The sequence below is a fragment of the Porticoccaceae bacterium LTM1 genome (genome assembly GCA_030252795.1).
Taxonomy (GTDB): domain Bacteria; phylum Pseudomonadota; class Gammaproteobacteria; order Pseudomonadales; family Porticoccaceae; genus SCSIO-12696.
On the sequence record CP127080.1, the window covers coordinates 1,331,604 to 1,344,568 of the forward strand.

The 12,965-nt window shown below is 51.7% G+C and carries 7 protein-coding genes; 5 read left to right on the top strand and 2 right to left on the bottom strand.

All coding sequences use genetic code 11. From position 1 onward, the window contains the following. The first annotated feature begins 21 nt into the window (after positions 1–21). From pepN to QP938_05795, 4 genes are all read left to right on the top strand, one after another. Positions 22–2,673 (top strand): aminopeptidase N, encoded by a 2,652-nt coding sequence (pepN, locus tag QP938_05780; GenBank protein ID WIO75412.1) that lies wholly within the window; start codon positions 22–24, stop codon positions 2,671–2,673. 266 nt (positions 2,674–2,939) lie between these two features. Further along, entirely contained in the window at positions 2,940–3,395 is a 456-nt protein-coding gene (locus tag QP938_05785) for a hypothetical protein (protein ID WIO75413.1), read from the top strand. A gap of 439 nt (positions 3,396–3,834) precedes the next feature. Then, entirely contained in the window at positions 3,835–5,595 is a 1,761-nt protein-coding gene (locus tag QP938_05790) for an efflux RND transporter periplasmic adaptor subunit (protein ID WIO75414.1), read from the top strand. After that, positions 5,595–8,741: a CusA/CzcA family heavy metal efflux RND transporter gene (locus tag QP938_05795; GenBank protein WIO75415.1), complete on the top strand. Its 3,147-nt coding sequence runs from the start codon at positions 5,595–5,597 to the stop codon at positions 8,739–8,741. The genes QP938_05790 and QP938_05795 overlap by 1 nt, the downstream gene beginning before the upstream one ends. Before the next feature lie 5 nt (positions 8,742–8,746). Here QP938_05795 and QP938_05800 read toward each other — a convergent pair whose 3' ends face one another. Further along, entirely contained in the window at positions 8,747–10,027 is a 1,281-nt protein-coding gene (locus QP938_05800; protein ID WIO75416.1) for a diguanylate cyclase, read from the bottom strand. A gap of 126 nt (positions 10,028–10,153) precedes the next feature. Here QP938_05800 and QP938_05805 point away from each other — a divergent pair, with 126 nt between their 5' ends. Beyond that, positions 10,154–10,912: a hypothetical protein gene (locus QP938_05805; protein WIO75417.1), complete on the top strand. Its 759-nt coding sequence runs from the start codon at positions 10,154–10,156 to the stop codon at positions 10,910–10,912. A 381-nt stretch (positions 10,913–11,293) separates the two neighbouring features. Here QP938_05805 and QP938_05810 read toward each other — a convergent pair whose 3' ends face one another. After that, positions 11,294–12,952 (bottom strand): BatD family protein, encoded by a 1,659-nt coding sequence (locus QP938_05810; GenBank protein WIO75418.1) that lies wholly within the window; start codon positions 12,950–12,952, stop codon positions 11,294–11,296. Between the last annotated feature and the right edge of the window lie 13 nt (positions 12,953–12,965).

Here is a 12,965-nt window from a genome sequence, read left to right on the forward strand (position 1 = left end):
ACAACTGTAGAGACAAGCCTAATGAAAGACGCACAGCCAAAAACTATTTTCCTGAAAGACTACCAACCACCCAATTACCTGATCGATACCACCGACTTACGTGTGGAACTCGAAGAGCAGGGCGCGGCGGTATTTGCCAAACTGAACATGCGTCGCAACAGCGATGCTCCTGCCGGTACCGAACTGGTTCTGCACGGTGTGGACCTGGAGCTGCGCGAACTCAAAATAGACGGTCGTGCATTAACACCAGGCGAATACTTCACCGAAGAAGAAACCCTCACCATCAAAGAGGTGCCAGCCGAATTTGTGCTGGAGTCCGAGGTTTACATCAAACCGCAGGAAAATACCTCACTGGAAGGCCTGTACAAATCTGACGGAATGTTCTGCACCCAGTGTGAGGCGGAGGGTTTTCGTAAAATTACCTACTTTATCGATCGCCCTGATGTAATGAGCGAATTCACTACCACTGTGGTGGGCGATAAAGCCAGTTGCCCGGTGCTGCTCAGTAACGGTAACCCTGTCGATAAGGGCGACCTGGATGGCGACCGTCACTTTGTCACCTGGCACGATCCGTTCAAAAAGCCCAGTTATCTGTTTGCTCTGGTAGCCGGTGACCTGGAATACATCGAAGACACCTTTACCACCATGAGCGGCCGCGAGATTGAACTGCGCATTTTTGTCGAGGAGAAAGACATCGACAAATGCGACCACGCCATGGTCTCACTGAAAAAGTCCATGGCCTGGGACGAAGAAGTCTATGGCCGCGAGTACGACCTGGATATCTTTATGATCGTTGCCGTCGACGCCTTCAATATGGGCGCGATGGAAAACAAGGGCCTGAATATCTTCAACACCTCGGCGGTACTGGCCAAACAGGAAACCACTACCGATGCGGCATTCCAGCGCGTTGAAGCTATTGTTGCTCACGAGTACTTCCACAACTGGTCCGGTAACCGTGTAACCTGCCGCGACTGGTTCCAGTTGAGCCTGAAAGAGGGTTTTACCGTGTTCCGTGATGCGGAATTCTCCGCCGACATGGGCTCGCGCGTGGTCAAGCGGGTGGAGGATGTCAGCATGCTGCGCACTGCCCAGTTTTCTGAAGACGCCGGCCCGATGGCGCATCCGGTGCAGCCTGCCAGCTTTATCGAGATCTCCAACTTCTACACCCTGACCGTGTACGAGAAGGGCTGTGAAGTGGTGCGTATGTACCACACCTTGTTGGGGCCAGAGCTGTTCCGTGAAGGTACCGATCTCTACTTTGATCGCCATGACGGTGAGGCGGCCACCATTGACGACTTCGCCCGCTGCATGGAAGAAGTGTCCGGCCGCGACCTGACCCAATTCAAGCGCTGGTACAGCCAGGCGGGTACCCCGCGCCTGAAGGTGACTGGTGAATACGATGCCGCCGCCCAGACCTACACCCTGAACTTTGAGCAAAGCTGCCCGGCAACCCCGGAAAGTGCCGAAAAGCAGACCTTCCTGATCCCGGTTACCGTCGGTTTGGTGGGTAAGGATGGCGACCTGCCGCTGACCTTGCGTGATTCAGGTACCGATGAAACCTTTACCGACATCGTGCTGGAAGTGACCGAGCGCGAGCAGAGCTTTGTGTTTGAGAACGTTACCGAGCAACCGGTACCGTCATTGCTTCGCGATTTCTCGGCACCGGTGAAGCTGAGCTTCCCGTACAGCCGTGAAGATCTGGTGTTCCTGATGAGCCGTGACAGTGACGGTTTCAACCGTTGGGATGCCTGTCAGACACTGGCTACCCAGATTCTGCAGGGGCTTGTGGAGGACCGCCGCGCCGGCCGAGCAATGGAACTGGCCGATGACCTGGTGGAAGCGTTCAGGGCTGTGCTGAACGATGAGAGCCTGGATCCAGCGATGGTTGCCCTGATGCTCAGACTGCCAAGCGAAGCGTACCTGGCAGAAGAGGCGGAAGAGATTCACGTGGATGATATTCACGCTGCCCGTGAGTTTGTTCGCACCCAGTTGGCCCAGTTGCTCAGCGATGAATTCCGTGCCGCCTACGCCAACAACCAGGTGGAAGAGTCTTATCAGCCGAGCGCCGAGCAGATTGCCAAACGCAGCCTCAAAAACGTTGCGCTCAGCTACCTGATGCTGGCCGACGACAATGCGGTTGCCATGACCCGCGAGCAGTACGACAACGCCACCAACATGACCGACAGCAGTGCCGCTCTGGCCTTGCTGGTACACAGCGAACGCGACCAAGCCAAACAACCGGCTGCCGAGATGCTGGCAGGCTTCTACCAGAAGTGGCAGAAAGAGCCACTGGTGGTGAACCAGTGGTTTACTCTCCAGGCAACCGCACCGCAGGCGGGTGCGGTTGAGCGAGTTCGCGAGCTGATGAAACACCCGGCGTTTGATATTAAAAACCCCAACAAGGTGCGTTCATTGGTTGGTGCGTTCTGTGCCAACAACCACATTCACTTCCACCGTGCCGACGGCGCTGGCTACCAACTGCTGGCTGACGTGGTACTGGAGCTGAATACCCTTAACCCGCAAATCGCTGCACGTCTGCTGGCTCCGCTCACCAAGTGGAAGCGCCAGGTGTCTTCCCGCCAGCACCTGATGCGCGAGCAGTTGAGTCGTATTCTGGCTGAGCCTAAGCTGTCCAAGGATGTATACGAGGTGGTTTCCAAGAGCCTCAAGTAAGCTCGTGGCTAGCAGCCCGCATGGAGTGATAACGAGATGCGGGTAGTTCTTCCCGTATTACGCGTTGCTTCATACGGGCTACAATATGTCATCCCCGCGCAGGTGGGGATCCATGCCACTACGGAGCTACAGACCGCATAGCGCCACAATTTCTGGATGCCCGCCTGCGCGGGCATGACGACGTCTCAGACGCCACCTAATTTCAGCAACACTTCCAACTCTAAGCCATACTTACCATACCGCTTGCATAACAAGGGGAGTGATTTATGCGCTACAAAACGGTGGGTGAGATTCTGGCATTTTCCCGTGAGCTCCACGAGGCACTGTCACGGCAGTACGCAGAACTGGAGCAGTTGACCACCTCCGAGCGAGCCTCGATGCTGCTCGACTACCTCAATCGCCATGAGCATCAGTTGTCAGTGGTGATGGAAAACTATGGCAAGGACATCCACAACGGCGCGCTGAACACCTGGTTACAGTATGCACCGGAGTTCAATATCAATGAGCTGACCGAAAAAGTTCGTGAAGTTGATCTCGAAAGTGTGGATAGCATCGTCCAGACCGCTTTAGAAGTGGATGATTTTCTGGTTAGGCTTTACACGATCATGGCCGAGAAAGCGGATATCGAGAGTGTTCGCGACTTTTTTCAGAGCCTGTTGAAGATCGAGGACAAAGAACGTCATCGTATCGCTCGAAATGCCTATAGCAGTAATGATATGTAATATTATTACCTGTCAGGCCGATTACGATTAGGTTGAATAGGTATTTAAGCCAGAGCCAGGCATCGGAAATAAGAAAAGTTCAACGTTTCTGTGCTGGTAGTTTTGTGCCGGTAGAGAGTGTTGCCATACTTCCTGAGGTTTCTCCGAGAAGGGTCAGGAAAAACTGCTGCCTCAACTACAACTACAGGTTTTCTGAGCCACTAGGGCCCAGCGCCACCACTGGGCAAAAGCCCCATGTCGCCAAGGCTGGAGTCAACGTGTACAAACGCTTTGCAGGCGAAACACCCATTCACAGGATGTAGTCGGTTAACCTTCATTACGTCTTTTGCACAACTACGCAATAAAACTTACCATGTTTCTATGAGGTGGTGCCCCTGTACGTTTTATCGTGGGTACACTCCAATGTATCCACAGTTGTTTCTTCGGCAAGGGTTAAAAAATGTTATTGCAATTTGTCACTCGACTTGCAACTGCCACGCAAAAACCACTGGTTATCGCTTTGCTCGCTTTGAGTCTGGCGGCACCATTGCTCTTGGCCAGTCCCGACCAAAATCATCATCATGAAAATGCCGAAGATACCTGCTTTATCTGCGACCCCGCCAAGCGTGAAAAGGGCCGATTGTGGTGTCGCGAGCACAGCCGCTACGAAGACCGATGCTGGCTATGCCATCCCGAGCTGGAAGATAAAGATCGCCTCTATTGTAATGAGCATGGTTTATATGAAGATGAATGTGCGCTTTGTCATCCTGCCTTGGCCAGCCCCGACCAAAACCATCACCATAAAAATGCCGAAGATACCTGCTTTATCTGCGACCCCGCCAAGCGTGAAAAGAACCGCCTGTGGTGTCGCGAACACGGCCGCTATGAGGACCGGTGCTGGCTTTGCCACCCCGAGCTGGAGGATAAGGACCGCCCCTATTGCAATGAGCATGGGTTATACGAAGATGAGTGCACGTTTTGTCATCCTGAACTAAAGGGAAAAAATGCTGCTCTTGGAGTTGATAAACAAAACTCAACTGAAAGGGGGTTGTTTTGCAACGAACACCAGGTTTACGAAGAAGAGTGCGGGATCTGCCACCCGGAATTGGTTGATGAACTGAAGCCTGGTGAAAGCATGAAGTTACGTTTCGCATCGACTGAGTCAGCGCAAAAAGCCGGGATCAAAACCGCCTTCCCGAAGCATGAGGATTCATTCTCGGTGGTCGAAGCGTATTGCGAAATTGGCTACAACCAAAATCGATTGGCTCTGGTGACTCCGTTGACAGAGGGAATCGTTCGACGAGTGCTCGTGGATGTCGGAACTGAGGTTGAGGAGGGAGATGTATTGATTGAGCTGCATTCGTCTGCAATTTCACAAGCCAAGGCCGACTACCTGTCTGCCATTGCTGATCACAAATTAAAGCAGCTGATTTACCAGCGAATGAAAAAACTCGCCGGGATGAAAGTTTCCGCAGAGCAGGAGTTTGAGATCGCTCAAGCGGAATTTGAGATGTCCTCTTTTGCCGTCGAGCGAGCTCGGCAACACCTGTTTAATCATGGGTTTAATGCGGACGAAGTTGCAGCTATTGAAAAAGATCATGACAGCTCATCTATTTTGCGCATTCGCGCGCCTTTCTCGGGAACGCTGGTTGATCGCAATGCTGTCGTGGGTGAATCCGTAGAAGCCAGTCACACGCTGTTTAGAATTGCTGATTTGTCCGATATGTGGATTGAACTGTCGATTCCCGCCGACCGCTCTCAGCAGGTAAAGACCGGGGCACAGGTTGACGTGTCGTTTGATGATTTTCCCCAGCTTTCCGTCAGTGGCCGCATTACCTGGGTGGCGACATCCATTGATGAACGCAGCCGAACCTTGAGGGCACGTGCTGTCGCCGATGTGCCGCAGGGTACACTGAAGGCCGGCATGTTTGGTAACGCCCGAATTATGGATAGTTGGAGTAACAAAGGAATTTCTATTCCTCGCAATTCCTTACAGTATGTGAATGGCAAGCCATTCTTATTTGTCAAAGTCGAAGACGATCTCTACGACTTGAGGCGTGTTGATGTCGGTAATAAATCCGACTCCCAGATGGAAATAGTAAACGGTGTTTCATCGGCTGATCAGGTAGTTACACAGGGCTCTTTTATCGCTCTGTCAGAATTTTTAAAGTCGCACCTGGGTGCGGGATGCTGTGAGCCGGGTAAAGGTACTGATAAATAATGATAAATGGAATTGTCCGGTTTTCCCTGAATAACCGCCTGCTGGTTATATTGCTGTTTCTGGTTGCTGTTGGCACAGGTGTTGTCTCACTGCTCAATATTTCAATTGATGCCTTTCCCGATACCACTCCTGTTCAGGTGCAAATAAATACCACTGCACCGGCGCTTAATTCGGAAGAAATTGAACAACAGATTACGCTGCCGGTGGAGCTATCAATTGGTGGTCTTCCCGGCTTGGTGGATGTTCGCTCGGTCTCGAAGTTTGGTCTGTCGCAAGTGGTTGCCACCTTCGATGATTCGATAAGTGTTGTCGATGCCCGGCAATATATTTCGGAGCGATTGAGGACGGTGGAGTTGCCGCAAGGCATCAAGTCACCGGAACTCGGGCCTATTTCTACCGGTCTTGGTGAGGTTTTTCACTATACGGTGTCTTCCGAAAACCCGGAGCGGACTCTGGAGCAATTGAGAACTCTCCACGACTGGATTATCAAACCTGAATTGCGCAAGGTGCCCGGTGTTGCCGAGGTCAACTCCTGGGGGGGGTATGAGCGTCAGTACCACGTGATTGTCTCCCCGACTGCGCTGGTTAAATACCACCTCACACTGGATGATTTATTCACGGCTCTGCGCAAGAACAATCAGAACGTTGGCGGGGGCGTTGTCACGGAAGCCGGGCAGTCAAAGTTGGTACGGGGTGTGGGTCGTGCCACTACGGTGGAGGAGATTGAAGGTATTATCCTGGCGAGCTTTGATGGTACGCCGGTCAGAGTCAGGGATATTGCCAAAGAGGTCAAAATAGGCCACGAAATCCGCCGCGGAGCGGTGACCGCGCAGGGGCAGGGTGAGGTGGTGCTTGGTCTGGCCTTTATGCTGATGGGTGAAAATGGTCAAGAGGTAACCGAGCGACTCAAAACCCAACTCGCCAATGTTAAAAAATCGATCCCCGACGATGTTAACGTTGACATTGTTTACGACCGTACCGAAATGACCAAAGAAGTGGTCAAAACTGCACGCCACAATCTGTTTGCCGGTGCTGTGCTGGTCATTCTCGTGCTCTTTATTTTGTTGGGAAATCTGCGTGCCGGTCTTTTGGTGGCGCTGGTGATTCCTACCGCGACACTTTTTGCGATCATGGGGATGTACGAGTTCGCAATTTCGGCGAGCCTGCTCAGCCTGGGAGCGATTGATTTTGGCATTTTAGTGGATGGCTCGGTAGTGATTACCGAGGCCAATATGCGAACCCTTAACGAGCGTGCACTCAAACTGGGGCGCCCGCTGACGTCGGAAGAACGAAAAGAAGCCATTATTCAGTCGGGCACACGTGTGACGAGACCGATCGTATTTGGTGTTGGCATCATTCTGGTGGTTTTTATCCCTGTACTTACCCTGGAGGGAACGGAAGGCAAACTGTTTGGGCCGATGGCCTGGACCTTTATATTTGCTCTGGCCGGTGCGCTGATAACGGCACTGATGCTGTCTCCGGTGCTCAATTATTATTTTCTTCCGCGTCAGCGGCCAAAGCGTGAGGGGCGTTTTATCTCTGCGCTGGTACGGGTCTATGTGTCGTCTTTGCAGCGAGCCTTTAAATACCGTCGTACCGTATTTGCGGCCGTACTGGTGTTGCTGGTATCGGCAGGGTGGATGGCAACCCGACTGGGGGGAGAGTTTATTCCCCGACTGAATGAGGGAGCCATCGTAATTAACACAATCCGGCTTGCAGGAGTGTCGATAGAAGAGTCCACTGCTTACAACACCCGGATAGAATCACTGCTGTTGGCGGAGTTTCCCGATGAGATTCGCTCAATCTGGAGTCGGATTGGTACCGCGGAAGTTGCTACGGACCCCATGGGCATCGAATTGACGGATACGTTTATTTCTCTGAAGCCGCGCGACGAATGGACCAATGCGTCCAGCCAGACAGAGCTGGTGGCCGCTATGCAGACATTTGTTGGAGATCTTCCTGGTGCCAATTTTGTCTTTACACAACCGATTGAAATGCGTCTCAACGAAATGGAGTCGGGTATTCGGTCTGATCTCGGCATCAAAATTTACGGCGATGACTTTGATGAGCTGATCCGGATCAGTGACCAGGTCCAACGTATCCTGATACAGATTGAAGGTCAGTCCGATGTGTCAGTGGACCAGATTACCGGTCAGCCTACCTTGCAGGTTGTGATCGATCAGAACGCAGTAGCTCGATATGGGGTGCCGGCAGAGCATGTTCTTGAAATGGTTGAACTGCTTGGAGGCAAACAGGTAGGCGAGATTTATGAGGGCCAACGCACCTTTCCGCTGGTGGTACGGCTGGCCGAAAATCACCGGGTTGATAGTGACTCCTTGAAGCGACTGACTGTGCCGACGGAAGAGGGGTATCAGCTGCCTTTACATGTGCTTGCCGATATCACTGAAACTGATGAGGCGGCTACCATCAATCGCGAGTGGGGGCGACGCCTGATTCGCGTACAGTGCAATGTGGTAGACCGTGATGTGGCGTCATTTGTGGAAGAGGCCCAGCGACGTATCGGCCAGGAAATAGATCTTCCGGATGGTTACGTTATCGACTGGGGTGGGCAATTTGAAAATCTGCAGCGCGCTGAGCTGCGCTTGTCGATCATCGTACCGGTTACTCTGCTGTTGGTGTTTTTCCTGTTGTATTTCAGCTTGAAAAATATGCGCGATGTTTTGCTGATTTACACTGGTATTCCTCTGGCGTTGATTGGTGGGGTATTTGCCCTGTGGATTCGCGGCATGCCTTTCAGTGTCAGTGCGGCGGTTGGCTTTATTGCACTTTGCGGTATTGCGGTATTGAATGGTCAGATTCTTGTTTCCGCTATTCGCGAGTTTCGAAGTGCCGGTGAGTCGTTGCGCGACTCTGTCACGCGTGCTGCGAGTCAGCGTCTTAGCCCGGTATTAGCAACCGCAATTACTGATGCAGCCGGATTTTTGCCCATGGTTATGTCGACGGCACTTGGAGCTGAAGTGCAGCGTCCTTTGGCGACCGTGGTCGTTGGTGGTGTGTTGACCTCAACCCTGCTGACGTTGTTTGTGTTGCCGCTGTTGTATACCAGGTTTGGTAAAGGCGAACAGCCGGAAGCCGTCAGACCAGGTGGTGGAAATGCGATGATGTTGACCGGGTCGACCTCGTAAGCCCGTTATATATCGATTCGATCAAACTGGCACACCCGGTTGCGACCACTTTGCTTGGCTTGATATAGCGCCTGATCCGCGTGTTTAAACAGAGTTGCGTAGTTGTTGCCTGGTTGCAGGGAGGCAATGCCGATACTGATGGTGATATCAATCCCGCAGGGCGTAAGTCGGCTTATCGAGTCGCGCAATTGCTCGCTGGCCAACTCAACTTGCTCTAAGTCCATTCCGGTAGTCAGGCGTACAAATTCTTCGCCACCAATACGCGCTGCAACGGTATTGGTGTTACAAACCGAAGCGAGCTGGTCTGAGACCAGTTTCAAAACCTGGTCACCCACCGGGTGGCCGTGACGATCGTTGATTTGCTTGAAGTGGTCGATATCGAGAACAGCCAGTGCCAGAGGGGTATTGTTGGCCTGCGCTTCGGCTACTTTTTTCTCTGCCATATGTGTAATAAAACGGCGGTTATACAAGCCGGTAAGCTCGTCTAGAATCGCCAGTTGGGTCAACTCGTTATTTCGGCGCTGGAGTTGATCAAACAACTGTTTCGAGTTGACCAGGTTGCTGACCCGGGCATAGAGCTCATCAAACTGGGGCGGCTTGTTGACGTAGTCGTTGGCGCCGGCTCGATACAACTCTGCGGTACGGGTTTTGTCGTCAAACCCGGACATCACCAGAATAGGCAATCGTTGATCATTGCACTCATCGCGAATGGCCCTCACCAGCCCCAAGCCGGTCATTCGCCCCTTGAGAATAACATCAGTCATCAACAGATCGTATGAGACCTGTCTATAGGCCTCAAAAGCATCTTCGGCATTATCGAACGGATTGACTGTGTAACCATGTGACTCAAGAAACCGGGTTACCAGGTCACACTGGGCACGACTGTCTTCTACGTAAAGGATCTGGCCACTTTGAAGCTTACGGTGTTCAATGGAATTAATCAGCTTCTGGGTGTATTCCTCAAAGGAGGCGAGAGAATTTTTGTAAAACACCTCGGTGGCACCGGCTTTCAAGCACTGGGCAGCGCTGTCGCTGGCACCGGAGCAGAGTACCAGAAGGGGTGTTTCTCGAGTTTCTGCCTGGTGACGTAACTTCCCGCAAAGCTCGTAGCCCTGCATATCCGGTAACACTACAGAGATACAGATCAGGTCAAAATGTGCCTGGGTTGTCAAAGCCAGGGTTTCTTTACCCGAGTCGCTGAACTCGACCTCCATATGAAGGTCGGACAGAATGTTTGCGAAAATAAGTCGCTGGGTTTGGGAGACTTCTACAATAAGGGCTTTCATGAATGGTTTATTGTCAGTTATAAGAGACAGCGACTAATTAGCGGCCGAATTGTATAGAACTTAACCACTTCGGGAGTCAGTCTTTAGGGTGGTTTTTATTGATTTCACTCAATATAGGAGAGAGGTATGAAGGTCTGGACGGCGTTGTTATGTGGATTACTGAGCTGGACTGCTCACGCAGGTTCCCTGGGGGATGAGCATAAAGCGGCGCTAAAAGCGGCGTTGGAACACAGTAATCGCCCTGTAGAAGATAAAGCGCGGGATGCCGACCGCAAACCCGCTGAGCTGCTGGCTTTTTACGGGGTAAAGCCGGGCATGGATGTCGCTGACATGATGACCGGTGGTGGTTATTACGCCGAGATTTTGTCCCGCTACCTCGGGGCTGATGCCAAAGTGTATGCCCAGAATAACCAGACCGCTTTGCAACGGTTTGCCTCGGCGGCCATGGACAAGCGATTGAATGGCAGGGATCTGGACAACGTTATTCGCCTGGACCGGGAACTGGAAGATCCGGGCCTGCCCTCAGGTGCGTTGGATGTGGTGATGATGGGGCTGTTTTATCACGATACCTACTGGATGGGGGTGGATCGCCCGGCAATGAATAAGGCGATTTACGATGCGTTGAAGCCGGGTGGGGTATTCGCTGTGTGGGATCATCGAGCCGAACAGGGCAGTGGAGACCGTGATGTGAAGACCCTGCACCGGGTGGAGGAATCAATTGTCGCCGAGGAAATTCAGCAGGCTGGCTTTGTTCTTGAAGCACGTGGTGACCTTCTGACACACCCGGAAGATGATCACACTATCAATGTATTTAAGCCGGAAATTCGCGGTAAAACAGATCGGTTTATGTTGTTGTTCAGAAAGCCGGTCAGTTCAGAAAATTGAGTTGTGGTGGAGCTACGAATCTGATCCCGAGCAGTCGGCAAGGCATTACTGTTCAAAACACGCTGTAAATACTTCCCTGTACGCTCGGAGGCGGCATCTGAACGCCATGGATGGTGGGAATGTCGGTTTTGCAGGAGCAAAAACCGACCATGCCGGCTACGGTTTTGAACAGCAACACCTTACCTCCCTAAGCTTTTCTGGCGTACTACCGAAGTTAGCCTTTGATTATCGGGAGCTGTTTCCCCCGATTTGTCAGTATTATGAGGGGGAGGCAGCACGCGGTAAGCAAAGGCGGTGTGCTTCTACGGGCCTTCCTTAAGGCCAATACAGGCTAGTCCAGAGGAGTCGGCAAAGCACCAAAATTTCAAGTACAGGTAGACCTTACTGTGGATAGAGCGGCTTAAGTCCGTCCTCAGATTTTGCGGTGCCGGAGCCATTAGCACGCCATCGCTTCAATTCGGTTGCCAGGGCTGTGAGGTCTGGTGAATCGCTAGATTGTCCGTAGAGTGATCTGTCCAAATTCATTAATTGCTTTTCTAATTCACTATCTGCCAATCGCTCGGCGATTTCATTCAGCGTGCTGATTGCCGGGTTCTTCCAATAAGTTTGTCCCCAGACCAGAATAGCCTCGCGCAATTGTTTGGCATTGTTGTCCCTGGCGGCGTTTCGAATTGCAGAGAACAGCTCGCGCTCATTGCCGGTTGGTTGCTCGGTCGTGGTGGTTTGTCTGGACTGTGCTGCTGGGCGTTTAAACAGCAACCACAAGATGCAGATCAATAATACGCCGTTAACGGACAATGAAATCCACAACAGCTGGTTATCACTTTCGGCCACTGGCGGCAATGCCACGTCTTCATTGGGCATTGGGGGTGTAAAGCTCTTTTGCGATGCAGGCAGAATATTAAATCGTCGCTCCGGCAAGGAGGCGGTGCGCAGGGTCTGTTTGGCAGTGTCCCACCATTGCAGGGTTACTTTCGGCAGAGTCAGCAGTCCCGGTTTTGAAGGTACGATTGCAAAAGACTGTTGATTGATTCCGGTCACACCGCCGGAGTCGAGTTGCTGATTGCGCTCGGGCCTGTCAGGGTAAAGTGTGTAGCTGTCGCTCTCTTTTAACTCGATATCGGGGATCCGCTCTGCGGTAGCTCCTTTCGCTTTAATAGTGATGGTTCGAGTGATCGGCTCGCCAACGCGCCAATCTGAAGATTCGTCACTCCACTGGTCTATAAGCTCTACGTTTTGGGCTGGTAGCCAGTTCGAACCGCTGTTGGCCGGCTGCGGTTTAACTTGAATTTCACGGGGTTGACTCAATGCCGAAAAGCGATTGCCATTGCGGTATAAGTCGCCAAAGAAGGTTCGTCTGCTGCTGGGCAGATAGGCAGAAAAACGCAGCGCAGGAATGTTGATTGTTCCATTGCTGGTTGGGAAAATCGCGTATTTCAGCTCCATTACCTGGAAACGCTGGTTATCAATCACTTTACTGAATTGACTTTGGTGGAGTTTTTCAAAGTCAACGCCAGGTAACTCCAGAGTGGTCATTTCCGGATTTTGTAATCCTTCTGCCAGATAAATTCGATAGGTAAGCAGCAGTTGTTCACCAACATAAACGGCATCCTTGTCAGTGATAAGCTCCACAAACAGCGGTACATCATTGCCAATGTCAGTTGGTTTTCGTTCCGCATTTACCTTAATTGTTAATGACTTGGATTTATCACCGTCCAGCTCAAAAACGGGAATGGTGAATGTACCTTTTACTTTCGGTTGCAGAACCAGAGTCCAATTGGAACTGGATTCAGTTAGGCCATTGATATTTCTGTAGCTTTGTTGTTTAAAAGGACCTTGGACAATATGGAAGTTATCAGAAAGCTCTGAAAAATCTGGCTCATCCAGCAGTACCTGCTCATCATAGCTGACCGTCAATTCAAAGGTTTCGTTAAGGCTGAGTTCGGTACGGTCCACATTCGCAGTGAGTGTGCCTGCGCCAGCTACAATTGATAGTGTCAGTGACAAAAATAATAAAATGGCTTGGTTAATAAAGTTCATAACTGCTTTGTAT